Origin of the sequence: Streptomyces sp. NEAU-YJ-81, assembly GCF_017592595.1 — a bacterium.
GTDB classification, from domain to species: Bacteria; Actinomycetota; Actinomycetes; order Streptomycetales; family Streptomycetaceae; genus Streptomyces; species Streptomyces hygroscopicus_B.
On sequence record NZ_JAGFNO010000010.1, the window covers coordinates 1 to 24,934 of the forward strand.

A 24,934-nucleotide genomic window follows, 5' to 3' on the forward strand; every position below is an offset into this window, starting at 1 on the left:
GACGATCGTGGCGGTCAACAAGGACTCCGAGGCTCCGATCTTCGATCTGGTCGATTACGGCGTGGTCGGTGACCTCTTCGAGGTCGTCCCGCAGCTGACCGAAGAGGTCAAGACCCGCAAGGGCTGACGTCGGACCCGCGGCCCCGTGCGCCTCCCGCGAGCGCGGGGCCGACGTCCGCCCTCGGGCGGACCAGACACCTGATGCGCACCTGTTGGGACACCTCGCGCGAGCAGCGAGGCCGAGAAGAAGCCCAGGTGATCGCGGAGGCGGTCACGACGGAGGACGCCGCCATGATCATCGAGTCGTTCCTCCGCCCTTGAGGTGACCGTCGTCCTATTGTTGGCCGATGCGCGCACACCGTATAGACCGCCCGGCCGATCTCGACGTGGTCCGTGAGTCCTATGACCGGGTGGCCGACAACTACGCCCATATGGTGATGACGACGGGAGTCGGCGACATCCGGCGCTTTCCATGGCTCAAGGCGTCAATCGATGCCTTCGCCGACACCGTGGGCGAGCTCGGGCCTGTCCTCGACGTCGGCTGCGGACCCGGAATGGTGACCGCCTACCTCGCCGAACGCGGACTCGACGTGTCTGGAGTCGATCTCTCACCCCGCATGATCGAAAACGCGCGCCGTCTTCATCCGCAATGCCGCTTCAGCGTCGCCTCTGCCACCGACCTCGACCTTGTGGAAGCGTCCCTCGGCGGCGTACTCGGGTGGTGGTCGCTGTTCACCCTCCCTCGCGACGTCCTTCCTCAGGTCCTCGCCCTGTTCGCGCACGCCCTGAAGCCAGGCGGACACTTCATCACCGGGACACACGTCGGCGACGAGGACGCGGTGCGCACGGAGGCTTACGGAGGTGTGCCCGTTCGCTGGACGACACACAAATGGCGGCCGGAACAACTCGTGGACCTGATCGAGCAGGCCGGCCTGCACCCGGTCGCCGAACTTCGGCTCCCCGCGGCTGAGCACACCGGGCCGAGCGTGGTCGTCATGGCCAAGCGCCCCGCCTGAGGACCGGACGCGCCCGGATATCAGGTTCGGTGACTCGGCGGGCCGGGCTCAGGAGCGGGCCGTGAGGAATTCGATGAGCGCGGCGTTCACCTCTGCCGGGCGTTCCTGCTGTGTCCAGTGTCCGCAGCCCGCCAGTTCGAGGGGCTCGCGTCGCAGGTTGGGCATCAGGTCGGGCAGGCTCGCGATCAGTTCGGGCGCGCCGGGGAAAGCGGGAACCGGGTCGCGGTCGCCGTAGATGTACAGGGCGGGCGGGGTGACGACGGCGCCGTGCCACGGCGCGGTCAGTTCCCAGTTGCGGTCGAGGTTGCGGTACCAGTTGAGGGCTCCGGTGAAGCCCTTGGAGAAGCTCTCGGTGAGCGCGTCGAGGTCCTCCTCGGTGAACCACTCCGGCAGTACTTCGGGGTTCTGCATGGTGGCGAGCCAGCCCTGCTCCGGGGCGACGAGAGGCTGCTGGCCCGTGTCGGGAGCGTCGCCGGAAATCGAGTAGAAGATTTTCCGCAACGCGGTGCGGGTGTCCCTCGCGAGCTCGGCGTCGGCGACACCGGGGCGGTTGAAGTAGTTCCAGTAGAAGCGGCCACCGAACCTTTTCTCCATGGTGGCCAGCGGAGGCTGCGCGCCGCGGAACGGCGGTGGCACGCTCAGACCGGCCACCCCGAGCACCATGTCCGGCCGTAGCAGCGCGGTGTTCCAGGCGACTAGCGCGCCCCAGTCGTGCCCGACGACGTACGCCTTGTCCTCGCCCAGTGCCCGGATCAGGCCGACGACGTCGCCGACCAGGTGGAGGATGCTGTACGCGTCGACGTCGTCGGGATGGTCGCTGCGCCCGTATCCACGCTGGTCCGGGGCGACCACTCGGAAGCCCGCCTCGACCAGGGGACCGAACTGGTGGTGCCAGGAGTGCCATGATTCGGGGAAGCCGTGCAGGAGCACGACCAGGGGGCCTTCGCCCTCCTCGGCGATGTGCAGCCGAATCCCGTTCGTCTCGACCATTCGATGCTCAACCATGTGCACGAGCGTACGCGCCATGATCGTCGGAGCCGTTGCGGACAACGTCACGCCGTTCCTTCGAAGACGATGACCTGGCGTCCGACGATGTCGCCGCGCCCCAAGGCTTCCAGGTTCTCGTTGATGTCTTCGAGCCTGACTTTGGTGACGTTGTGTTTGACGAGGCCGGCCTCGGCGAGGGAGAGCACCTCGACGAGGTCCAGGTGGTTGCCCCAGAAGGAACCGAGGTAGGACAACTCCGTGCCGACGAAGGGGAATTGGCGGTGCTCGACGCGGTCGCTCATGAGGCCGACGGCTGCCAGTGCGCCTTCGGGGCCCAGCAGGTCGAACCCCATGGAGATCGACGCCTCGCTGCCGACGCAGTCCAGGATGGCGCCGATGGTTCTCCGGCCGGTCAGTCTTTCCAGTTCGTCCTGGATGGCCTCGATGGACTTGTCCCTGACGTTGATCCCGTGGTCCGCACCGTTCTCCTTCGCCACGTCCAGCTTGCTGTCCGTGCGCGCGAGCGCCACCACGGTCGCGCCGCCCCCGAGCAACTTGGCGTATTGGACCGCGTAGCTTCCCAGCCCGCCGATGCCCGTGACCGCGAGGGTACGGTCGGCTCCGAGCTTGCGCGCGTCCCGGAGCTTCCTCATCGCCCGGTACGGGGTCATGCCCGCGTCGGTCATCGGGGCCAGCAGCTCAGGCGCCTTCGCGGCGTCCTCCGAGACCGGGATCGCATGGCGACACTCCACGGCCATGTACTCGGCGAAGCCGCCCGGCGGCCCGAACCCCACCCACCTGCCGTTGCCGCTGCACAGCTGCTCGTTGCCCTCGCGGCACTGCCGGCACGTACCGTCTCCCCAGCTGGGATTGACCACGACCATGTCACCCTCTGAGTAGCCCACCGTTTTCGGTACGCCGCTGCCCAGTCCCGCCACCCGGCCCGTGACCTCATGACCGGGGATGTAGGGCAGATCCACGGGGAACGGGCCCTTGAAGTAGCCGTCGAGGAGCTGGTAGTCGCTGCGGCACATGCCCGTCGCGGCCACTTTGAGGAGAATCTCGTCCGGCCCGGGCTCGGGCACAGGAACCTCGTCGATTCGAAGGGGTTCCCGGTAACCGTGCATCCGGGCAGCTCGCATCTGCATGGGGTGCCTCGCTTTCGCCGGCAGGCGGCGGCCGGGGGCCGCTTGGCAGGCCGCGCGCTGGTGATCCGCGGGGTTCCGGCCTGACCGCGAGGTCGGGCCAGGGCCGTGATGAGCCCTTGTGCGAGAGGGCTCGAGGAAGCGGGGTTCTGCAAGTGTGGGCGGGCGTGTCGCGCCTCCATACGCGCGCTCGGCGGGCCGCGCGCCGCGACGGCCGACGCGCATGCCGACGGCGTCGAGCGCCGCCCGGTACCAGGGGTTCAGGCGTCCTGGCCGATCCAGACGGTCTTGGCGTTCATGAACTCCCGCATGCCGAGGTCCGACAGCTCGCGTCCGTAGCCGCTGCGTTTGACGCCGCCGAAGGGGATCTCGGGGTAGCTGGTCGTGTTGCCGTTGACGAAGGCCATGCCCGACTGCACGTCGCGGACGAACAGTTCGCGTTCGGCCTCGTCCTCGGTCCACAGGTTCGATCCGAGGCCGTAGGGGTGCCCATTGGCCTCACGCAGGGCCTCCTCCAGCGAGGGGACCGCCCACACCTGCGCCACGGGGCCGAAGACCTCCTCGTGGTACATCCGCATCTCCGGTGTGACGCCGGTCAGCACGGTGGGCGGGTAGAACCAGCCGGGCCCGTCCGGGAGTTCGCCGCCCAGCAGCACCGTCGCGCCCTTGCCGACGGCATCGTCCACGTAGGCCATCACATCCTGCCGGCCGGACTCGGTGGCCAGCGGCCCGACATCGGTGCCCTCGTCCATCGGGTCACCCACCACCAGCGCCCCCATCTTCGCCACGAACATGTCGATGAAGGAGCCGGCGATGTCCTGATGCACGAAGAACCGCTTGGCGTTGATGCACGACTGCCCGTTGTTCAGACACCGCGCCTTCACCGCGACATCGGTGGCCCGCTCCAGGTCCGTGGAGGGCATGACGATGAACGGGTCGGATCCGCCGAGTTCGAGGACCACCTTCTTGATCTCATTACCGGCGATGGTCGCCACCGACCGCCCTGCCGGTTCACTGCCGGTCAGCGTCGCGGCCGCCACCCGCGGGTCGCGCAGCACCTGCTCCACCCGCTTCGCGGAGATCAGCAGAGTCTGGAACACGTCCTGGGGGAAGCCGGCGTCACGGAAGAGCTCTTCCAGGTACAAGGCGCACTGCGGCACGTTCGAGGCGTGCTTGAGCAGGCCCACGTTCCCCGCCATCAGCGCGGGCGCGGCGAACCGCATGGCCTGCCACAACGGCAGGTTCCACGGCATCACCGCGAGCACCACACCGATGGGCTGGTGCGAAACGAACGTCTGCTTCGCGCCCACGCGCCCGGCGTCAGCGTCCAGGTCCCGCAGAAACGCGGGGCCCTCGGCGGCGTAGAAGCGGAGCCCGTGTATGCACTTGGCCACTTCCTCCTCCGCCGCCCGGAAGGTCTTGCCCATCTCTGTGGTGATCATCCGGCTGACGCTCTCGATCTCCTTCTCCAGGCGCTCGGCCGCATGCTGCAGCCAGGCCGCCCGTTCCTCGACGCTCGTCAAACGGTACGAGGCGGCCGCGGCCGCCGCCCGGGCGAGCTTGTCCTCCAGTTCCTCCGGAGTCAGCTCCTCGAACCTCCTGAGGACCTCACCTGTCACAGGACTCGTCGTTGCGATAGCCATAATTCGACGGTATGACGGTGGGATAGAGCTCGCAAATTCCCCCATTTGCCTCAGGTGGGGTGCGGGGTGGATACCACCCCCTCGTCGCCGATCACCCCGCACAGATTCGGCTGCGCCTGAGCTCCTGACCCCGAGGGATTGCCATGATCAAACCCTACGGCCCTTACGATTTCATGCCGCCGATCAGGACCTTCTCGTTGGCCTCCGAGTCCGTGGCCGACGGCGGGCAACTGGCCGCCGATCAGGTGAGCGGCATTCTGGGAGCAGGCGGACTGGACATCTCACCGCAGCTGAGCTGGTGCGGCTTTCCCGAGGAGACGCGGAGTTTCACGGTGGCGATGTGCGACCCCGATGTACCCACCGCGTCGGGCTTCTGGCATTGGGCCGTGGCAAACCTGCCCGCCTCTGTGACCGACCTGCCGGCCGGGGCGGGAGACGGCAGTGATCTGCCTGGCGGCGCGGTGACGCTGCCCAACGACGCCGGCTACAGCAGGTACCTCGGTCCGGCGACGCCTCCGGGAAACGGGCCGGACCGCTACTTCCTCGTAGTGCATGCCGTCGGCGTGGAAGAACTGGCGGTGTCCGAGAGATCGACCCCTGCCTACCTCGACTTCCTCCTGTTCAGCCACGCGATCGCGAGGGCGACCATGTACGGCACCTTCGAGCGGGCCTAGCTGCGCTGTTCGGAGAGGTGGCGAGTCAGTCGGGGAATGTCGGGGCATGCGACCTCGGTCATTGCGGCCAACTCATGTACTGGGGCAAGGATTTGCGCTGGCGTAGTGGCACTTCCCACTACCGGCAACTGACATCGTCAGCCAACTGGTGTGGCGGGCGACTTCGCGCTCCCACCATCGGTAGCGACAGGAGCAGGGAACAACGGCATGATCTGGATCTATCAGGCGGGTGTCGAGAAGCCGGTGCTGACCGTGCCTCTGAGCCACCCCAACGCGGGGTTGATTCCCGACCTCTTCGCCACACTCACGTCGTGATGGCCGAGCACTGGCCACCGATCGTCCGGCAGTGGAGTACGCACGTCATGTCGCGCTCGCGGGCGGTCAGTCCGCCGGCGTAGCGGCGGATCGCGGCGCCAACGGCGGCATACGACTGGTTGTTGACCACGACGAATACGACGGGCAGCGAGTAGCGGGTGGCCGTCCAGAGGACCGGCAGCCCGAATTGGAAGGTGGGAACGGTCCTGGCGGACAGCATGGTCCTGCGGTTCCAGGGATAAGCCGGGTACTGGTTGAGCTACGCGGGTGCGCTGATGCTTCTTCCCGCAGGCCAGTTCGCGGTTGCCGGGAGATCTGGCGGAACATCCGTTGTTCCCCTTCCCTCCTGCCTGCCGCATCGGCCCGCCTGTTATGAAGCGCATCACCTTCGGAGGCGATCATGCCGAAACACCTTGTCTTCCGCCTGGCGGTGACCACTGCCGGCGCCGTGATCGGACTGACCGCGGTCTCGTCAACAGCTGAAGCGGCCGCGCCGCCCCTCTCGCACCCGCGGATCGTCGCTCACTTCGACCGTCCAGCCGGGCAGGTGGCGGAGAGCGTCATCGTGCGGCCGAACGGGTCAGCCGATATCGGCCTCATCCTGTCGCGGCAGGTGGCTCACGTCACGCTTGGCGGACGTGTCGAGGTATTGGCGACCATGCCTCTCCCCGCGGATGGGGGCGTGAACACCCCCGGCACCGGGTTCGCCGCGGTGACGGGGATCGAACGAACGGGAGATGGAACCCTCTACTTCCTGTATTCGGCAGGGGACGAAAACCTCACCGGTCTATGGAAACTGCGCCCGGGAGGCAAGCCGGAGCGCGTCGCCGCTCTACCGGCGGCGAGCTTCCTCAATGGACTTGCCAGGGACGACCGTACGGGGAACTTCTACATCACCGACTCCACACAGGGCAGAGTCTGGCAGGTCGGATCGCACGGCGGAACTGCCAAGCTCTGGGCCGCGGGAGAGGATCTCGCCCCGACTCACTTCTTCGGCGCCAACGGCGTGAAGGTGCACAACGGAGCTGTATGGGTCTCCAACATCGATCGAGGAACAATCCTTCGGATACCGCTGACAGACAAGGGAACCGCTGGTCCGCATCAGGTCACGGCATCCGGACTCGACAGCGTCGATGATTTCGCCTTTACCGGCCGCGGCGATCAGCTGCTGGCCGCACTCAACGTCCCGAGCAAGCTGGTCCTCATCACTCCGGGCGAGGCTGACCGTACCGTCCTCGATGAGAGCGATGGTCTGCAGAACACCACATCCGTGGCGGTCGACGGCGACACGGTCTACGTCGCCAGCGGTGCGCTCACCACAGGCGGGGATGCGAATCTTCTGACGGCCCATCTCGGTCACCACGACTAAGGCGCCCGCCCAACTTATCCCAGGAACGGCAGTACCATGTTACCGACCGCGGGGTCGGTAACAATGGGAACATGAGTCGTCCAGAGAACTCGCTGGGGAACGCGCTGCGTGCATGGCGTGCCCGAATTACGACTGAAGACGTTGGACTACCGGCCACCCGCCGGCGACGCACCGCCGGCTTGCGCCGCGAAGAGCTTGCCCATCTGGCGGGAATATCCACGGATTACCTTCTCCGTCTTGAACAGGGCCGGTCTCAGCGCCCATCGCGCGATGTCGTGGCCTCACTCGCCCGCGCGCTGCGACTGAGTACGGATGAAACCTGCCATCTGCACCTGGTGGCCGGGCTTCTTCCGCCGACGCCCCCCAAAATCCCGCATCTGATGCCGCCTGGTGTACAACGGCTCGTCAGCCGCTGGGGGAACATTCCGGTGGGAGTGTTCTCCGCCTCATGGACCCTGCTGACATGGACATCCATGTGGGCGGCCTTGCTGGGTGACCCGTCCCGTCGCTCGTCAGAAGAACGAAACCTGGTACGCGCGGTGTTCAACGAGCCGTCGGACACGGACCATCCGCTCTTTCCCGTTGAGCAGGGCACCGCAGAATTCAAAGCTGCTCTCGTCGTAGACCTTCGGATAACGCACGGAGCATATCCTCATGATGAGGACTTCAGAGGTCTGATTGATGAGGTCATGAGTAACAGCGAAGAGTTCCGGGCCCTTTGGAGCACCCCAGCGCTCGGCTCCCGCCTGGGCGGCCACAAACGCCTGCGGCATCCTCTGGTGGGGGAGATAAGTCTCGACAACGATGTACTGAAGGTACCTGACCACGATGTGAGGGTCGTCACCTACACGGCAGAGCCGGGCACTTCGGACGAGGGAAAACTGGAGTACTTGCGCATTGCTGCCGCCCAGACGTCCGTGAGATGCGAAACCGTCCTGACTGACGCGAGTACTGCTGGGCGTTGCGGCACTGGACGTTCCGGCTGACCCCCGGTGCGGCGGGGGGCTGCTTCCACAGCAGAGCCGGGGGACAGCCGGAGGGAGAAACGTCGGCTACGCCTCTAGCGTGCCTGTGAATCCATCGCCTCGCCGCGGGAGCCGCACCGAATGGACCGGATGAACACCTCACGCCGCACAGCGCTTGCGCTCGGTACCGCCGCAGCGGCCACACCATGGCTTGGCGGAGCCTCCGTCCAAGCCCACGCCGCCACCCCAGGAAGCGCCACATCAACAGGGGACGCCGCGACCACAGGGCTGGAAGAGCTGGGCATCACCGAGCTTCGCCGGCGGATGAACGACGGACAGCTCGACGCCGAACGGCTCACCCGCTACTACCTGGACCGCATCGAACGCATCGACCCGCTCCTGCACGCGGTGATCGAGGTCAATCCCGACGCGCTGCGCGAGGCCCGGCGCGTGGACGCGGAGGGTGATCTCGGCAGGCCGTTGCACGGCATGCCCATCCTGCTCAAGGACTTGGTGGAGACCGCGGACCGGATGCACACGACGGCAGGATCACTCGCCCTGCGGGGCCTGCGGCCGGCAAAGGACGCCACGGTCGCCGCCAGGCTGCGCGCGGCCGGTGCCGTCATCCTCGGCAAGACCAACCTGAGCGAGTGGGCCGGCGGGATGTCGCTCACCCACCACGCCGGCTGGAGCGCCCGCGGTGGGCAGACCCGGAACCCGTACAAGCTGGACCGGTCACCGAGTGAGTCCAGCTCCGGTACCGCGGTTGCCACCGCGGCAAGCCTGTGCGTCGCCGGAATCGGAACGGAGACCAACGGTTCGATCATCGACCCGGCCTCGGCGAACTGCGTCGTCGGGGTGAAACCGACCGTCGGACTGGTCGGGCGCGGCGGCGTGATCCCCGGTGTGCCGAGCCAGGACAGCGTCGGCCCGATCGCGCGCACGGTCCGCGACGCGGCGATCCTGCTCGGCGCCCTGGTCGGGATCGACGACCGCGATCCGGCGACCGAGGCGAGTCGCGGCCGCTTCCATCGCGACTACACCCGTTTCCTGGACGCCGACGGGCTGCGTGGGGCGCGCATCGGCGTACCGCGAGCGGTGTACTTCGGCTACAGCCACCACGCCGACGAGATCGCGGAGCGGGCGATCGCCACGTTGCGCGAGGCCGGGGCGACGGTGGTCGACCCGGCCGACATCCCGACGGCCGAGCAGCTTGAAGACCTGCCCAGTTCGATGGTCGTCCAGGCATATGAGATCAAGCGTGCGCTGAACGCCTACCTGGCCGGTGCCCCCGGCGACCACCCGCGCAGCCTGGCGGAGCTGATCGCGTTCAACCGTGCGCACGCCGACCGCGAGCTTCGCTATGTGCGGCAGGACGGGCTGGAGGCGGTGCACGAAATGGACTTCACCGAACGCGAGTACCGTCAGGCGCTGGCCACCAACCACCGGCTCTCGCGCGCCGAAGGCATCGATGCGGTGCTGCGCCGATTCCGCCTGGACGCACTCGTGATGCCGACCACCGGACCGCCGGCCAAAATCGACCTGATCCGCGGGGACAGCTACGGCGGCGGTGCGTCGACGCCCGCCGCACTCGCCGGATACCCCGCGATCAGCGTCCCGGCCGGCTTCGCGTTCGGCCTGCCGGTCGGCCTGACATTCATGGGTACGGCGTGGAGCGAGCCGAACCTGCTCCGCCTCGCCTACGCCTACGAGCAGGCCGGCCGCGTCCGCCGACCGCCCACCTACCGACAGGCCGACATCGGCTTCTGAGCCGCGTTCGGTACACAAGCGACCCGATGGCGAGCAAGCGGGCGCGGGCGCGGCCCAGTACTCGACCTTCGTTCCGGCAGTCCCATGGAGCAGGGCTCCCGCGCCACCGTGCTTGTCCGGCTGTCCGCATCCGGCAGCGACAGCCGGGCCATCGTCCCTACTGGCCCCGTGAACCGTGTTCGCCCCGTCAGATTATTCCGCGGTCGGTGACCGCACCGACTCCGCCTGGTGTGCCGCAACCGATCATTTAAAGCCAGGGGAGGCGAGGGTGCCGCGGCTGCGCGCGAGGGGTCTCTACAAACCTGTAGATTCTGTTTTCTCCTCACAATGGAGGTATTACTGAGAAGGAGATGCAGATGACGCTGTGGGACCGCCTCAAGGACTCGGTCCAGACGATGCAGGCTCAGCTCACGGCGAAGAAGAACGACTTGCGGAGCGGGGCCTTCCGGGACGCGAGCATGGCGATGTGCGCCTTGGTGGCCGCGGCGGACGGCACGATCGATCTGTCCGAGCGGCAGCGCGTCGCCCAGCTCATCGCCACCAACGACGTGCTCCAGAACTTCCCCCCGGACGAGCTGCACCACCGCTTCGAGGACCACCTCGACGAGCTCACCACGGACTTCGCCCTCGGGATGGCGAGCGCCATGCGGGAGATCGGCAAGGCGAAGAGGAGGCCCGCCGAGGCCCGGGCCGTCATCCAGATCGGCATCGTCATCGGCTGCGCCGACGGTTACTTCGACGACAGCGAGCGGGACGTCGTCCGCGAGGCTTGCTCAGCCCTGGACATCCCTCCGACCGAGTTCGACCTCCACCGCCCCCTCCGCGTCCCCCGCCCGTACCGGGGCCCGGACGAGCTCCCACCGGCGGCCGGCGACCAGGTGTCCGAGCGGGCGGGCTCCAGTGAGGCACAGGGGACACGCCCCGGGGCCGCCGTACCCGGCGACGACCTCCAGGTCTTCCTCAAGGCGCTGACCAGCGGAACCCGGCAGAGGCTCTTCGCGCACTTCCTCGATGGCGAGGAGCTGACCGTCGGCGAGGTCGCCGAGCGTGCCGGACTCGGCCCGTCGACCACCTCCGAGCACCTCGCGGTCCTCCGGCGCGGTGGCCTGCTCCAGTCGACGCGCAGCGGCAAACTGGTCCGCTACCGCGCCGACCGGGAAGGCATCGCCGAACTGCTCGGGCAGCTCCACTCCTACCTCCTCGCCCCCTCCGAACCACAGGATCCCCCTCTTAGGCGGTCAGCGCGCGCATGACTGGCTGGCCACGCATGAACCTGGCTCCCCTCATCAGGCCCCTTGGAATCGATCACCTAGGCTGGCGCGGTGACTGATGAGCAGGAGCGGGTGCAGCCGTCGGGAGTGTGGGCCACGGCGGTGGGGGTGGCCAGGGTGCGGGCGCTGGAGACCGAGCGGGAGAACGCGCTGTTCCGCGACCCACTGGCACGAGCCTTCGCCACCGCCGGCGGACTGTGGCCCTCCTCGCCGGCGCCGCCCGGTGACGAGGCCGCGCGACGCCGCCGGCTGGCCGTGTCGTTCTCCATCGTCATCAGGACGAAATTCCTCGACGACCTGTTGCAGCAGGCCTCCGCGTCCGGGGTCCGGCAGGTCGTGCTGCTCGGCGCCGGCATGGACAGCCGGGCCTTCCGGATGGACTGGCCCGAGGGCACCCGGCTGTTCGAGGTCGACACCGCCGCGCCACTCGACTTCAAGGCTTCGGTGCTGCGCCAGGAGCGGGCCGTCGCACGCTGCGAGCGGATCACCGTCGCGGTGGATCTGCATGAGGACTGGCCAGGCGCGCTGGCCGCCGCAGGGCACGACCCGGCCGTGCCGACCGCGTGGATCGCCGAAGGACTACTGATCTATCTGCCCGAGGACGCGGTGGAGCTACTGCTGGCCCGGATCAGCACGCAGTCGGCGGCAGGCAGTCGGATGGGGCTGACATTGGGCTCGCGCGGCGTGATCGAGCGCTTCGGCGCGGACGCCGCGCCGGGATCGGCGGCGTCCATGTGGGTCTCGGAGATGCCCGACGACCCGGTGGGCTGGCTGGTCGGGCACGGCTGGGAGGCCGACAGCCACACCCTGCGCGAGCGCGCTGCCGCCTACGGCCGCCCGATCAGCACCCCGCCGCAGCGCGAGGAGCGGCCCGGCGGACTGATCTCGGCGGTCCGCCGGTAGAGCGCCTCCCGGTTCCCTGGATGATCGATTCCAAGGGGGCCTGATGAGTGGAGCCAGGTTCATGCGCGGCCAGCCGGTCATGGGCGCACTGACCGCCTACGACCACTGAAGTTCGCCCGAAAATCGCCTGGCTGGATGGTGGTGTACGCGGCTCCTACCTGCGATTTCCTCGTGATCTGCCGACGGCGGGCAAGTCCGTCGTGGTGTCATTGCGGGTGCGGAGGTTCGTCTGCGAGGAGGAATCCTGCGAGCGCATGACCTTCGCCGAGCAAGTACCCGGTCTCACCCGCAGGTTCGGGCGACGGACCGAGCGGCTGCGGTCGACGCTGGTGTCGGTCGGTCTTGCGCTCGCGGGGCCGGGCAGGCGCCCGGATGACGGACGCCTTCAAGGTTCCGGTCAGCCGGAACACCCTGTTGAGCTGATCGCCTCGCTGCCGGACCCCGCCACCGCAGTACCCCGCGTGGTCGGCGTGGACGAGTACGCCCAGCGCAAGGGCCGCATCTACGGAACCGTGCTCGTCAACGTCGAGACACGTCGCCCGGTCGACCTCCTTCCCGATCGGGAGGCGGACACGCTCGCGGCCTGGCTCGCCGAGCGGCCCGGCATCGAGATCGTCTGCCGTGACCGGGCGCCCTTCTTCGCCGAAGGTGCCGCCCGTGGCGCCCCGCAGGCCCTCCAGGTCGCCGACCGATGGCTTCTCTGGCACAACCTGGGCGAAGCCGCCGAGAAGTGTGTCTACCGGCACCGTGGCTGCTTGCGTCCCACGCCGGCCCAGCCTGAGGAGCCGCAGGAAGAGGCGGAGCCAGCCGCGTCGCCCTGGCCGACAGGGCCACCGGTTCGCCGAACGCATCCGCGCCAAGCACGCCACCATCCACGCTCTCCTCGCCGCCGGGCACAGCAAGCGGTCCGTCGCCCGGCAGCTCGGGATGACCCTCAACACGATCTTGCGTTTCTCCCGTGCCGCTACTGCGGAGGAGATGTTCACCGGGCAGTGGCAAAGCCGTGCGACACAAGCCCACGCCGAACAAGCCCAGGCCGGCTGACCGGGCGCCAGACGGGAAGAGTCGCCTGACAACCAGCCGAACCAGCGGGCCGTCCAGAAGCCGCCATGACGCTGAACCTGCGACGCGGGTCAAGCTATGAGCAGGCGGAGGCCGAGATCTGCGGCGTCGAGGTCGGCGAGGTCGCTGTTGCGCCTGGCCCACCGGCCGGAGTCGAGGTCGTCGCTGAGGCTTCGCACCGCCCGCTGCTCGGCCTTGGGCCCGACCCTCGTCCACACCGACATCGCACGGCGCACGTGATCCTCCAGATACGCCCCCGGTCGGCGCCAATACGCCTCGAACAGGCCGTCAGCGCAGTCCCACGGGATGGGCACCGGCTCAGCGCGGGCGCCGATCGTGTCGGCCATCCCAGCAAGCGAGGGAAACTCTGCGAGGACGGCGGCGAACGCGGGCAGGTAGTCGCGGGTAAGCCAGAACCGGTCCTGCCATCCGTGCTCGTCGGTGTCGAACGTGAGCACCACCACACGTAGGGCCACGCGCCGCATCTCGCGCAGCCCCGCTATCGGGTCCCCCCAGTGGTGAACGGTGGAGACGGCCATCGCGACGTCGAAGGACTGGTCCTCGAACGGCAGACTCTCCGCGGCGGCGGCCACACACGGCGCCGAATCAGCAGGCCGCTGCCCCCGCATGACCGCCGATGGCTCCACCGCGGTCACGTCGCGATCAGCAGGCTCGTAGGAGCCGGTGCCGGCCCCGACGTTCAGCACCGTCCGCGCGTCGCCGAGCGCGTCCCAGATCTGCGCGGCGATCCGCGGCTCGGTACGCCGTGTCGCGGTGTAAGCGTCGCCGATCGCGTCGTACAGCCGTGCACCGAGCATCTCCAGTTGCTCCTCCGGTGTCACCATCAGTCCCTTCGCCCGTGCCTCCAGTTCTCTGTCAATGGCCGCCACCATGGCGTCAGCGCGATCACGCCGCTCCAGCAGCAGGCCGCGCAGTCGGCGCAGGTGCGCGACCGCGTCGGTGGACGGGTCGCCGACCAGCTCCGCAACCTCCCGCAGCCCGAAGCCCAACCGCCGATAGGCCAGCACCTCCCGCAGCCGCTCCACGTCGCCCGCCGAATAGGCCCGGTATCCGGCCGCGGTCCGCGCCGACGGCCGAACGAGCCTGATCTCGTCATAGTGATGCAGCGTGCGGACGCTCACGCCGGCCAGCTCGGCCACGCGTCCCAGGGTCCAGTGATCCTCCACGGCACTGACTATGCAGCCTGACGTGACGTGAGGGTCAAGAGCCCTACGGGCGCGCCGGATTCGAACTACTCCGCAACATGATCCTGCTTCAGTAACCCTCCGCGACCGCTCCCCAAGAGGGTGAGGGCGCACGGCCGATGGACGCAGCGAGGCGCATCTGCTCGACGCGCTCGGGGTAGTAGCGGCGAAGAGCCCGGCGGACTGGTCGAGGTCGCTGGTCCAGCCGCCCCATCGGGGCATGACCAGGGTGAATCCTGTGCGGACGATGCGACGGCCGACGAGACGGCTGAGGGTTTGGCGATCGGCGTCCGTGGTGGCTTCGGCTGCTGTGGGGCTAATTGCCCGGCTGGTCGATGCGGCTGAGGCAATGGAAAAGGATGCTGATGTTCGCTGACCCGGTGGGCCCAGTCCTATAGGGCTGAGCCCACCGGGGTCACGGACGACCATGGCGAGGAGCTGCAGCGCCCGCGCGGTCAGCAGCGCCGGTTTGCGACCGAGGGGGTCAGGAACGACACGACCATCGAGGTCAGCAACACGAGGCCGGGCAAGCCGGGATGCCGAGTGGTCTTCATGACGACCTCACGTCAGTCGCCGACGGGCTCGTGGGCCCGGGAGCGGGCCGAGGAGCGGCGGCTACCGGGATGAGTCGGGGTACGCGGCGGTCGCGCGGATTTCGACGAGGAGTCCCGGGCTGGCGAGGCCGCTGACCCCGATGATCGTCCAGGTCGGGTAGGGCGCTTTGACGAGGCGCTGTTTGGCCTCGACGAAGCCGGACAGGTGCTGGCGGATGTCGACGTGGTAGCTGGTGACGTCGACGAGGGCGGACAGGTCGAGGTTCTCCAGTCGAAGGATCTCTTCGATCTTCCGGATTGCGATCTCGGTCTGCTCCTCGATGGTGTCCGGGATGGTTCCGTCGGCTCGGCGACCGATCGTTCCCGCGATGAACAGGAGGCCGTGCGCGCGGACCGCGGCGGAATAGCCGAAGCCCGCGAAGGCGCTGGTGGTCTGCCCGAAGACGGCGTTGTCCTCAGGGACCTCGACGGTGTGGATGGTCATGGCGGTGCTTCCTTTTCTTTGTCGACGTCAGGCGTGGGGGCAGTGGAGTCAGTTGCCCCAGCGGGACGCACGGCAGGCGTGCTCCAGCCGGGTCCGGCCGAAGGTCTCGCGTTCGCGGAGGAATTCGCCGGGGATCGAGTACCGGGGTGCGTTCGTCGGGTTCTTCGCGGCCTGCGCGACGATCGCGTCGGTGAGTGAGCGGATCATGTCCAGCCGTGGATAGGCGGCGTGCACGGCATCGGCCTGCTCATCGGTGACGGCGTCGACGTGGCCGGCACCCAGGGGGCCGCCGAAGTCGAGCGCGACGCCTTCGCGGACGAGCACGCACAGCGTGCCGCGGCGTTCCGCGATACCCGGGGAGGTGTGCAGGGCGATGGCCTGCCAGACCTGGTCGGCGTCGACCGCGGGCACTCCGCGTTCGATGAGGAACGCGGCGGCCCGGTCGGCGCCCTCGACCTCGAACCGCCGGCTGTGCGGGCCGTCCGACGCCACGCCGAGGTCGTGCATCGCGCACGCGGCGAACAACAGGTCGTCGTGGTAGTCGTGGCCGACGGCCAGGCCGAGGCGGCCGGCCACCAGCCGGGCGAACAGATAGCTGCGGAGGCTGTGGTTGAACACGGACGGCGTTTCCACCGGCTGGATGAGATCGACGACGGCGTCGGCGAGCGGTGTGCCGGGCAGCGTGATCAGGTCGGCGGTCGCCTCGCGGGTAGGTCTGGTCATGTCCTCAGCCTGGCCGCGACCACCCTGACCTGGCGAGAGGCAAAATTTCCTTGCTTCGATAGAATCTTGCCATGACAGTGCATCGAGTCGCGGTCCTGGCGCTGGACGGGGTCACCCCGCTCGACCTGGCGATCCCGACGCAGATCTTCGCCACCCGGCCGGAAACCCCTTACGAGATGACCCTGTGCGCGCTGGACGCGAAGGTGGTCACCAGCGCGGGTTTCGCCCTGGTCGCCGACGGGGAGCTGGAGCAGGTGCGCACCGCCGACACCGTGGTCGTGCCGGGATTCGAACCGATCCTCCGGCCGCCGGACGCCGTGCTCGGCACGCTGGCCGAGGCCCGCGACCGAGGCACGCGTGTGGTGTCGATCTGCACGGGCGCCTTCGCACTGGCCGCGGCGGGCGTGCTGGACGGGCTGCACGCCACGACCCACTGGAAGCACCTCGACGAGTTCGAGCGGGGCTTCCCGGCCGTCAAGGTGGACCGCGACGTGCTCTACGTCGACGAGGGCGACGTGCTCACGTCGGCCGGGGTGTGCTGCGGCATCGACCTGTGCCTGCACCTCGTGCGCCGTGACCTGGGGGCGGTGGTGGCCAACCAGATCGCCCGCGGTCTGGTGGCCGCCCCCCACCGGGACGGTGGGCAGGCCCAGTACGTGCCGGCTCCCGTCGCGGTGGCCGGTGAGGCGTCGCTGTCCGGTACCCGGGGATGGGCCCTGCACCGGCTCGGCGAGCCGCTCACGCTGCGCGTGCTCGCCCGGCACGCGGGTCTCTCGCAGCGCACCTTCATGCGCCGGTTCACCGAGGAGACGGGCACGACCCCGTTGCAGTGGTTGCTCAACGCCCGCCTCAGCAGGGCGCGGGAACTGCTGGAAACCACGGACCACCCGATGGATCGGGTGGCGCGGGACTGCGGACTGGGCACGGCAGCCAATCTGCGGCTGCACTTCCGGCGCGCACTGGGCACCACCCCCACCGCCTACCGCCGCACCTTCGGGCGCTCGACGTCGCACAGTCCGGCCGGTTCACCAGCGGGCCTGCGCTCGGACTGAAAATGGCCACCACGACGCTGAAGTCTTGCGGAGACAGGGTCGCTGTCTCGCGGGCGCCCATTGCGGCGGATTCCCTGTCAAGGCTACGTGTTGAGGCGTAGGCGGGCGCCGGAACAGCGGCCTGTCCGGTGACCGCGTGGCGTCACAGGTGCTCTGTCTCTGTGGGTAGTGGGTCGAGCACTGGGTTGGTGAGGTGCTGGTAGATGATCGAGGTGCGGAAGCTGACGATCTCCCGGCGGTTGGTGAACTGGTCCAGGAGGAAAGCGTGCAGGTGGTCGATGTCCGGCGCCGTGACGTGGACGAGGAAGTCGTCGCTGCCGGCCATCGTGTAGACGGAGACCACCTCTGGTAGCTGGGTCACCGACCGCTCGAAGGCGGCTACGACATCCCGGCGCAGAGGCCGGACCTGGGTGAAGACCATCGCTTGCACGGCGCGGTTGAGTGCCCGCAGGGAGACTTGGGCCCGGTAGCCCTGGATGATGCCGCGCTTGTGCAGCAACCTGGTGCGTTCGAGGCAGGTAGAGGGGGCGATACCGAGCTTCTCGGCGAGGGCCCGGTTGGACTGCCGACCATCGGCCTGCAGATGGTGCACGATCGCCGAATCAAGTTCATCCATGACTGCCTCCTGGATCGCGATACCGAATGTACTTCGGCGTCACGTCAACCGCTCCGTGCATCAGCCTAGCTTCGGGGGCATGAGCCAAGCACTTGCACATGAAGACGTGATCATTCGACGTGGACGCCGTTCTGGGCTGCCGCTGATCGTGGCAGTCCACTCCCGGGCCCTGGGCCCGGCGGTCGGCGGCTGCCGACTGCGCCGCTACGACACCTGGCAGCATGGACTGGCCGACGCGCTGCGCCTGTCGGAGGCGATGACCTACAAGGCCGCGGTGGCCGGTCTGGACTTCGGCGGCGGCAAGAGCGTGGTCGCCCTCGACAACGACACCGCACTCACCCCACAGTTGCGTGAGGCCGCACTGGAGGATCTGGGCGAGCTGATCGCCTCCTTCCAGGGTTCCTACCGCACCGGCCCCGACGTCGGCACCGGCCCCGAGGACATGGTGGTCCTGCGGCGTTTCTCGCCGTACGCGTACTGCGCGCCCGAGGAGCACGGCGGTACCGGCAATTCCGGAGTCCCGACCGCCACCGGCGTCCTGGCGGCCCTGCGCGCCGGTGCGCGGCAGGTATTCGGCGATGCCTCCTGCACCGGACGGACCGTGGTGATCAGCGGCTTCGGGTCGGTGGGCAGCGGTATTGCCGCCGGCCTGGCCGCTGAGGGCGCACATGTCGTCGTGTCGGACCTGGAAGCATCCCGTAAGGAGGCGGCCCTGGCGAGCGGTTACGGATGGGTCGAGCCCGGTCAGGCTCTGTCCGCGCCGGCCGACATGCTGGTCCCGGCTGCCGTCGGCGGTGTACTCAATGACGTGACCGTCCGGCAGATCACCGCGCGCCTGGTCGTCGGCCCGGCGAACAACCAGCTCACCGAGGAGCGTGTGGCCGATGTCCTCGCGGAGCGGGGCATTGTCTGGGTGCCCGACTATGTCGCCAGTGCCGGCGGTATCGCCTACGCCCTGAGCCGGGAGTCGGAAGGCTACAGCCACGAGGCCGCGCAGAAGCGGGTGGAGGACATCGGCGACACCGTGACCCGCATCCTTGACCTGGCGCTCTCGACCGGCACCACCCCGCTGCGGGCGGCCCAGCAGATTGCCGAGCGCCGACTGGCGTCCTCGGCCGTGGAGGCCCAGGCCGTCTGATGGCCGGGGACAACACCACCTCGACCATGCTGAGCGCTGGACCGCATCCGGCTCGCCCGGTATGCCGTGACCTGGTCCTTCTGGTCGACGAGCTGACCGGAACTCATGAGATAGCTCATAGCTCCGGCAGCTGGCTGATGTCGAGTTCGGTGCCCGCGATCTCGGTACGGAGGGCATTGAGCTGCTGGTAGTGGTCGACGGCAGAGGAACGCTGCGCCGCGACCAGCTCCAGCACGAGGGCGTGCAGGATCGTCAGCGGCGCGATGAGTTCGTTCGCCGCCCCGTCGGTCGAGTCGGGCAACGGCAGCAAGATGTCCGCCCGGGTTCCCCTGCCTTCGTCGGTGGCTTCGGTCAGCAGAATGCTGCTCGCGCCGACGCGATGGGTGTGATCGAGAAGGATGCCGATCTCGCGAAACACCCGCAGTGGGGCGACGGCGACCACCGCGTGGGAGGGGTGCAGTCGCAGGAGGTCGTCGGCGAGGCGGAACCCGGTCGCCGTCCAGGCATCGGCCGCCTTGCCCACGCGCCTGAGGCTCAAGGCGAGGTGTTCGGCGACGGAGGCGCCGGGTCCGATGCCGTACGCCCAGACATGCTCGGCCTCGTTGATCGCCGCCACCGAGCGGGACCACTCGTCACTCTCGACGAGGGCGGGCACCTCACCGAGCAGTGCGAGCCCGGCGTCGATCACTGGTTGCAGCACGCCGTGCTCCGCCGGGCTCAGCCGCTGCACCCGGTCATCGAGGACCTGCGCGGGATTGCGGCGGCGGGTCAGGTGCTCGACCAGGCTGCGCTTGAGGTCGTTGAGTCCGTCGAAGCCGAGCTTGCGGGCCGTGCGGATCACTGTGGCGTCGCTGGTCCCGGTGATCTCGCCGAGCTTCGCGGCCGAGGAGATCGCCGTCTGCTCGGGGTGTCGTTGCAGGTAGTCGGCCACCGCCCGTTCCCCGTTGGAGAGCGTCGCGGAGCGGTTGCGGATGCGGTGCCCCAAGGTCTCGCTGGCTGAAGTGTTCACGTCGTCCATTGTCCATCCAGAGATGAAGTGTTTGCTTCATCCATTGTCTGCATGTGATGTGAATGCTACGTTCCTCGCGCAAACGGCTCCCGACACCTGCGGAGACAGCGATGAAACCACGCCAGCAGCCGAGAGTCGCCGTCATCGGCGTGGGCACGATGGGCAGCCAGGTCTTGCACAGGCTCGCGACCAGCGGCGTGTCTGCGACCGGGTTCGAGCAGTTCGACGTCGGCCACGAGCGGGGCGCCGCGGGCGGGGAAACCCGCATCTTCCGCGTCGCCTACAAGGAGGGCGGCAGCTACGTGCCCTTGCTGCGCGAGGCGCGGCGCGCGTGGGATCGGCTCGGCGCGCAGGCAGGCGTCAGGCTGCTCGATCCGTGCGGGGCGCTGACCATTGGGTCGGCGCAGGATCCCGATGTGCGCACCGTCGTCGATGTGTCCGAGGAATGGGGACTCGACGTCGAGCGACTCGACCACCGTCAGGCGGCGCAGCGGTTTCCGCAGCACCAGCTCTTCGACGACGACGTGGTGCTACTCGACCGGCAGGGTGGGCTGCTGCATCCGCACCGCGCGGTGGCCGAAACCGCCCTGCTCGCGCAGAAAGCAGGTGCGTTGATCCATACCGGCCATACCGTCGTCGATGTCGTCGACACCGACACCGGTGTGGCCGTCCACCACCGCCGGGGCGACGAAGTCAAGGTCGAGAAGTTCGACCAGGCAGTCGTGTGCACCGGCCCTTGGATCACCCGCAGCGTGCCGAGGCTTGCGCGCGAGGTCGAGATCCGCCGCGCCGTGCTGTGCTGGTTCGATGCCGGACCGGGGTGGGCTCCCGAGCACTTCCCGGTGGGAATCCGCCGCAGCGGCGGGGAGAACACCTTCTCCTTCTTCCCGGACGTCGGCGGTGGTCTGAAGATCAACCTGCACGTGCCGAAGTCCGTTGTGGACGATCCGGACCGGCTCGACCCGGTGGTGGAGCCGGAATATGTCCCGCGTGTGTCGGCCGCGGTGTCGCGGTGCCTGAACGGCCTGCCGGCGCGGCCCGCCGTGGTGCGTACGTTCATGGAGGGCTACACCGCGGACAACCACGGCATCATCGGCCGCGACCCGGAGCGGCCCAATGTCCTGATCATGGGTGGGTTCTCCGGGCACGGCTTCAAGCTGGCGCCGGTGTTCGCCAGGTCCGCGGTGGACCTGTTGCTGACCGGCCGTACGGATGTCCCCATTGACCACCTGTCGCTGTCGCGGCTGGCCTGATCTCCATCCCGAAGGGATTTCCATGCTCCGCATCGGAATCGACGTCGGCGGCACGTTCACCGACGTGACCGCCCTGGACGCGGCTACAGGCCGGTTTTACATCCACAAGCTGCCTTCGACCACCGACGACCAGTCCGTGGCGGTCGCCGAAGGCGTCCGTGCGGTACTGCGACAGGCCGACGCGGACCCCGGGGAGGTCGGATACCTCGGGCACGGCACCACCGTCGCGACCAACACTGTGCTGGAGTCCAACGGTGCACTCACCGCTTTGGTGACCACCGCGGGACTGCGGGACATCCTGGAGATCGGCCGCCAGCAACGCCCCGACCTCTACGACATGGACGCCGACAAGGCGCCTTCGCTGGTCCCGAGGTCGCTGGTGCACGCGGTCGTCGAGCGGATGTCCGCGGAGGGCAAGGTGCTCACCCCGCTGGACGAGGACGATATCGCCGCCGCGGTGGATCGGGTCCGCGCGGCGGAGCCCGAGGCGGTTGCCGTCTGTTTCCTGCACAGTTACCGCAACGGTGACCACGAACTGGAGGTCGCCGACCGGTTGCGGGCCGCTCTGCCGGAGGTCTACGTGTGTGCCTCCGCCGAGGTGGCGCCGGTGTTCCGGGAGTTCGAGCGGTTCTCGACCACTGTGGTCAACGCCTATGTCGGCCCGAAGATCAACCGCTACATGTCGCGGCTGGCCGAGCGGATCCGGGCGACCGGGGTGCTGGTCGAGCCCAGGGTGATCGGCTCCAGCGGCGGCATGATGTCGCTGGATTCGGTGAGCCGGTACCCGGTGACCACGTTGTTGTCCGGGCCTTCGGCGGGCGTCGTCGCGGCTTCGCAGGTGGCCGGGCAGGCCGGTTTCGGCAACCTGATCACTTTCGATATGGGCGGTACCAGCACCGATGTCTGCCTCGTGCGCGACGGGCGGGCACTGGTGTCCTCGCAGCGCCGGATCAACCAGCGCCCGGTCCGCACGCCTTCGCTGGACATCCACACTGTCGGTGCCGGCGGCGGCAGCATCGCCCGGGTGGACCCCGGCGGGGCGCTGGAGGTCGGCCCGAGCAGCGCCGGTTCGCAGCCCGGTCCGGCCGCGTACGGGCGGGGCGGTGTCAAACCGACCGTCACCGACGCGAACGTCCTCCGTGGACGGTTGAACCCGGAGTACGTCCTGGGCGGTGCCCTCGCGGTGGACTACGCGGCAGCCGAGCGTGCCGTGGACAGCGTCGTGCGGGCGATGGGGGCCGACCGGTCGGTGGCCGCACGTGGCATCGGGCGGATCGCGGCGGTCAACATGGCCGGAGCGGTGCGCAAGGTTTCGGTGGAGGCAGGCGAAGACCCGCGCGGCTATGTCCTGGTCGCCTTCGGTGGGGCCGGCCCGCTGCACGCGGTCGAGGTCGCTCGCGAGGTCGGCATGAGCACCGTGCTGGTGCCGCCGAATCCGGGCACGCTGTGCGCGCTGGGATTGCTCGTCACCGATATCCGCACCGAGTTCGCCAAGGCTGTGCTGGAGGAGGCCGACGAGCGCAACCCCGACAAGCTCAACGAGGTGCTGCACGAGGTGCACGAATCGGCACGTGGCTGGCTGACATCCGAAGCGCCGCCCGGTGCGGACACGAAAATCACCGGAGAAGCCAAGATGCGCTACGCCCGGCAGAATTTCGAGCTGTCGGTTCCCTTGCCGCAGCGGGTGATCGACGCGGCGCGGTTCGACTCCGACGCGGTGGCCGAGATCATGGCGGCGTTCCACGAGCAGCACGCCAAAAGCTACGGCTTCGCGCACCGCGACGCCCGGGTGCAGATCGTGGAAGTGCAGCTGACCGCGGCCGCGGCGGTCGACAAGCCGGAGTTGCCGGCCATCGCGGAAGGCTCCGAGTCAGGCGAGGCGCTGATCGGCCGCCGCCGGGTCGACTTCGACGAGACCGGCCCGGTCGACACCCCGGTCTACGACCGCGCGGGCCTGCGGGCGGGCACCGTGTTGCCGGGCCCGGCGATCGTCGAACAGCTCGACACCACCACGGTCATCACTCCGGACGCCACCGCGCGCGTCGACCGCTACGGCAACCTCATCATCGAAGTGGAGCAGCGATGAAGACTCTGGACCCCATCACCGTGCAGGTGATCGGCGCATCCCTGGTGACCATAGCCGAGGAGATGGGCGCGGTGCTGCGCCGGGCGAGCTACTCGACGAACATCAAGGAACGCTCGGACTGTTCGACCGCGCTGTTCGATGAGCACGGCAAGTTGGTCGCGCAGGCCGAGAACATGCCGATCCACATGGGATCGATGACCGGCCTGATCGACTCGCTGGTGGCCGCCGAGCTGACGGTGCGACCGGGGGATGTGTTCATCACCAACGATCCCTACCACGGCGGCGGCACCCATCTGCCGGACATCACCATGGTCAAGCCGGTGTTCGTCGACGGTGAGTTGATCGGCTACAGCGCGAACATCGCGCACCACTCCGACATCGGCGGCCGGGTGCCCGGCAGTAACGCTGGTGACTCGAACTCGCTTTTCCAGGAGGGTCTGCGCATTCCGCTGGTCAAGTTCGCCACGGTGGACGGTGTCGAGCAGGCGCCGTTGGCATTCATCGAGCTGAACTCGCGGCTGCCGCAGGAGCGGCGCGGTGACATGCTCGCCCAGCTGGCCTCGGTGGAAATCGGGGAACGGCAGCTGCGCGAGGTGCACCGGCGCTATGGCCGGGAGACGGTCCGCGCGGCCACCGCATACCTGCTCGACCACTCCCGCAAGAGGCTGGCGGCGGCGTTGCGCGAGGTCCCGGACGGTACTTACCGATTCCACGACCTGATGGACCCCAGCGACGGCCCGGCCACCGAGATCGCGGTGGCGATCACCGTTGACGGCGAACGCGTTTCGCTGGACTTCGCGGGTACCGGTCCGCAGTCGCCGGTGGGCATCAACGTGGTGCGCCCGGCGCTGGAAGCGACCGTTTACTATGCGCTGAAGGCCGTGCTGGATCCGGGAATTCCGCCCAACGGCGGGTTTTTCGACGCGGTGGAGATCGACGCGCCGCACGGCAGCATCGTCAACCCGGTCGAGCCCGCGCCGGTGACCGCCCGCACCGACACCTGCCAGCGGGTGGCCGACGTGGTGCTGGGCGCGCTGGCTGCCGCGGTGCCGGAGCGGGTCCCGGCCGCCAGCCACAGCACCGTCACCTATGTGACGTTCTCCGGGGAGTGCGACGGCGACTTCTTCGTCTACCCGGAGGTGGTCGCCGGGGGCGGCGGTGCCCGGACCACGAAGGACGGTCTGGACGCAGTCCAGGTGCACATCACCAACTCCTCGAACCTCCCGATCGAGGCGCTGGAACAGGAATACCCGCTGCTGGTCGACACCTACGAGCTGATCCCCGACTCCGGAGGCGCGGGCACCCACCGCGGCGGCCTCGGTGTGCGCCGGGACCTGCGGATCCTCGGTGACAGTGCGGAATTCTCCGCGCATGCCGACCGGCAGGCAACCCGGCCATGGGGCCTGAGCGGCGGTCACGACGGGAGTCCCGGACGCTTCATCGTCAACCCCGGCCGGGACGACGAGCACCGGCTACCGGGCGGGCGGGTGTCGGGGGTACAGCTGCGCCGGGGCGATGTACTCCGGGTGGAAAGCCCCGGCAGTGGTGGCTTCGGCGACCCGGCCTCACGTAGTCCCGAACGGGTGTGCGAGGACCTGCGCAATGGGCGAATCACCGAGCAAGCGGCACGCGACCTCTACGGATTCCGGTCGGCCGACTGAGCAACCGCGGTCCCACGGCGCTGATCGAACCCT

General features: G+C 68.5%; 22 protein-coding genes and 2 pseudogenes. 15 read left to right on the forward strand and 9 right to left on the reverse strand.

Annotated features, from left to right (window positions below; genetic code table 11):
* Together J5X86_RS22430 and J5X86_RS22435 are read left to right on the forward strand one after the other, a co-directional pair.
* Nucleotides 1-127, forward strand: a pseudogene (locus J5X86_RS22430) (electron transfer flavoprotein subunit alpha/FixB family protein); the annotation flags it as partial.
* Between the two features lie 220 nt (nt 128-347).
* Complete coding sequence (locus tag J5X86_RS22435; RefSeq protein WP_208518545.1) at nt 348-1,016, forward strand: class I SAM-dependent methyltransferase; 669 nt, start codon at nt 348-350, stop codon at nt 1,014-1,016.
* 48 nt (nt 1,017-1,064) lie between these two features.
* Here the strand turns inward: J5X86_RS22435 and J5X86_RS22440 are convergent, their stop codons facing one another.
* The 3 genes from J5X86_RS22440 to J5X86_RS22450 all read right to left on the reverse strand — a co-directional run bounded on the left by J5X86_RS22440 (nt 1,065) and on the right by J5X86_RS22450 (nt 4,791).
* The gene (locus tag J5X86_RS22440; RefSeq protein ID WP_243981110.1) at nt 1,065-2,021 is read right to left on the reverse strand and encodes an alpha/beta fold hydrolase; all 957 of its coding nucleotides are present in this window, start codon (nt 2,019-2,021) and stop codon (nt 1,065-1,067) included.
* 47 nt (nt 2,022-2,068) lie between these two features.
* Nucleotides 2,069-3,088, reverse strand: coding sequence for an NAD(P)-dependent alcohol dehydrogenase (locus tag J5X86_RS22445; protein ID WP_208518546.1), 1,020 nt, complete (start codon nt 3,086-3,088; stop codon nt 2,069-2,071).
* Between the two features lie 320 nt (nt 3,089-3,408).
* Entirely contained in the window at nt 3,409-4,791 is a 1,383-nt protein-coding gene (locus J5X86_RS22450; protein WP_208518547.1) for an NADP-dependent succinic semialdehyde dehydrogenase, read from the reverse strand.
* A 143-nt stretch (nt 4,792-4,934) separates the two neighbouring features.
* On the opposite strand from J5X86_RS22450, the gene J5X86_RS22455 reads away from it, so the two are divergent.
* Nucleotides 4,935-5,465, forward strand: coding sequence for a YbhB/YbcL family Raf kinase inhibitor-like protein (locus J5X86_RS22455; protein WP_208518548.1), 531 nt, complete (start codon nt 4,935-4,937; stop codon nt 5,463-5,465).
* A gap of 304 nt (nt 5,466-5,769) precedes the next feature.
* Here J5X86_RS22455 and J5X86_RS22460 read toward each other — a convergent pair whose 3' ends face one another.
* Nucleotides 5,770-6,000, reverse strand: coding sequence for a thiamine pyrophosphate-dependent enzyme (locus tag J5X86_RS22460; RefSeq protein WP_208518549.1), 231 nt, complete (start codon nt 5,998-6,000; stop codon nt 5,770-5,772).
* Between the two features lie 180 nt (nt 6,001-6,180).
* Between J5X86_RS22460 and J5X86_RS22465 the strand changes: the two genes are divergently transcribed.
* From J5X86_RS22465 to J5X86_RS22490, 7 genes and pseudogenes are all read left to right on the forward strand, one after another.
* Complete coding sequence (locus J5X86_RS22465; protein ID WP_208518550.1) at nt 6,181-7,149, forward strand: hypothetical protein; 969 nt, start codon at nt 6,181-6,183, stop codon at nt 7,147-7,149.
* Nucleotides 7,150-7,220: 71 nt separating this feature from the next.
* A complete protein-coding gene (locus J5X86_RS22470; RefSeq protein ID WP_208518551.1) occupies nt 7,221-8,135 on the forward strand; it encodes a helix-turn-helix domain-containing protein in 915 nt (304 codons plus the stop codon).
* A 120-nt stretch (nt 8,136-8,255) separates the two neighbouring features.
* Nucleotides 8,256-9,884 carry an amidase gene (locus tag J5X86_RS22475; RefSeq protein WP_208518552.1) on the forward strand — a complete coding sequence of 543 codons (1,629 nt, stop codon included), beginning with the start codon at nt 8,256-8,258 and terminating at the stop codon, nt 9,882-9,884.
* A 356-nt stretch (nt 9,885-10,240) separates the two neighbouring features.
* Nucleotides 10,241-10,693 (forward strand): annotated as a pseudogene (locus J5X86_RS50870) (tellurite resistance TerB family protein); the annotation flags it as partial.
* A gap of 69 nt (nt 10,694-10,762) precedes the next feature.
* On the forward strand, nt 10,763-11,137 hold the full coding sequence (locus J5X86_RS50875) for a metalloregulator ArsR/SmtB family transcription factor (protein WP_308124700.1): 375 nt from the start codon (nt 10,763-10,765) through the stop codon (nt 11,135-11,137).
* Nucleotides 11,138-11,242: 105 nt separating this feature from the next.
* Entirely contained in the window at nt 11,243-12,058 is an 816-nt protein-coding gene (locus J5X86_RS22485; RefSeq protein ID WP_208518762.1) for a class I SAM-dependent methyltransferase, read from the forward strand.
* Nucleotides 12,059-12,312: 254 nt separating this feature from the next.
* On the forward strand, nt 12,313-13,131 hold the full coding sequence (locus tag J5X86_RS22490; protein WP_208518554.1) for a transposase: 819 nt from the start codon (nt 12,313-12,315) through the stop codon (nt 13,129-13,131).
* Between the two features lie 60 nt (nt 13,132-13,191).
* Here J5X86_RS22490 and J5X86_RS22495 read toward each other — a convergent pair whose 3' ends face one another.
* The 3 genes from J5X86_RS22495 to J5X86_RS22505 form a co-directional block, all read right to left on the reverse strand.
* On the reverse strand, nt 13,192-14,289 hold the full coding sequence (locus J5X86_RS22495; RefSeq protein ID WP_208518763.1) for a MerR family transcriptional regulator: 1,098 nt from the start codon (nt 14,287-14,289) through the stop codon (nt 13,192-13,194).
* A gap of 651 nt (nt 14,290-14,940) precedes the next feature.
* The gene (locus J5X86_RS22500) at nt 14,941-15,363 is read right to left on the reverse strand and encodes a RidA family protein (protein ID WP_208518555.1); all 423 of its coding nucleotides are present in this window, start codon (nt 15,361-15,363) and stop codon (nt 14,941-14,943) included.
* Between the two features lie 48 nt (nt 15,364-15,411).
* A complete protein-coding gene (locus J5X86_RS22505) occupies nt 15,412-16,086 on the reverse strand; it encodes an HD domain-containing protein (RefSeq protein ID WP_208518556.1) in 675 nt (224 codons plus the stop codon).
* A gap of 71 nt (nt 16,087-16,157) precedes the next feature.
* On the opposite strand from J5X86_RS22505, the gene J5X86_RS22510 reads away from it, so the two are divergent.
* Nucleotides 16,158-17,138 (forward strand): GlxA family transcriptional regulator, encoded by a 981-nt coding sequence (locus tag J5X86_RS22510; RefSeq protein WP_208518557.1) that lies wholly within the window; start codon nt 16,158-16,160, stop codon nt 17,136-17,138.
* Nucleotides 17,139-17,280: 142 nt separating this feature from the next.
* On the opposite strand, the gene J5X86_RS22515 is transcribed toward J5X86_RS22510, so the two are convergent.
* Nucleotides 17,281-17,754, reverse strand: a complete 474-nt coding sequence (locus J5X86_RS22515) for an Lrp/AsnC family transcriptional regulator (protein ID WP_208518558.1) — start codon at nt 17,752-17,754, stop codon at nt 17,281-17,283.
* A gap of 79 nt (nt 17,755-17,833) precedes the next feature.
* On the opposite strand from J5X86_RS22515, the gene J5X86_RS22520 reads away from it, so the two are divergent.
* Entirely contained in the window at nt 17,834-18,892 is a 1,059-nt protein-coding gene (locus J5X86_RS22520) for a Glu/Leu/Phe/Val dehydrogenase (RefSeq protein ID WP_208518559.1), read from the forward strand.
* A gap of 115 nt (nt 18,893-19,007) precedes the next feature.
* Here J5X86_RS22520 and J5X86_RS22525 read toward each other — a convergent pair whose 3' ends face one another.
* Nucleotides 19,008-19,910, reverse strand: a complete 903-nt coding sequence (locus J5X86_RS22525; RefSeq protein WP_208518560.1) for a MurR/RpiR family transcriptional regulator — start codon at nt 19,908-19,910, stop codon at nt 19,008-19,010.
* A gap of 101 nt (nt 19,911-20,011) precedes the next feature.
* Between J5X86_RS22525 and solA the strand changes: the two genes are divergently transcribed.
* Genes solA through J5X86_RS22540 form a run of 3 tightly spaced genes read left to right on the forward strand, consistent with a single transcriptional unit; the run spans nt 20,012 to nt 24,901 of the window.
* Nucleotides 20,012-21,154, forward strand: a complete 1,143-nt coding sequence (gene solA / locus J5X86_RS22530) for an N-methyl-L-tryptophan oxidase (RefSeq protein WP_208518561.1) — start codon at nt 20,012-20,014, stop codon at nt 21,152-21,154.
* A 22-nt stretch (nt 21,155-21,176) separates the two neighbouring features.
* Entirely contained in the window at nt 21,177-23,240 is a 2,064-nt protein-coding gene (locus tag J5X86_RS22535; protein ID WP_208518562.1) for a hydantoinase/oxoprolinase family protein, read from the forward strand.
* Nucleotides 23,237-24,901, forward strand: a complete 1,665-nt coding sequence (locus J5X86_RS22540) for a hydantoinase B/oxoprolinase family protein (protein WP_208518563.1) — start codon at nt 23,237-23,239, stop codon at nt 24,899-24,901. The genes J5X86_RS22535 and J5X86_RS22540 overlap by 4 nt, the downstream gene beginning before the upstream one ends.
* Nucleotides 24,902-24,934 lie beyond the last annotated feature (33 nt).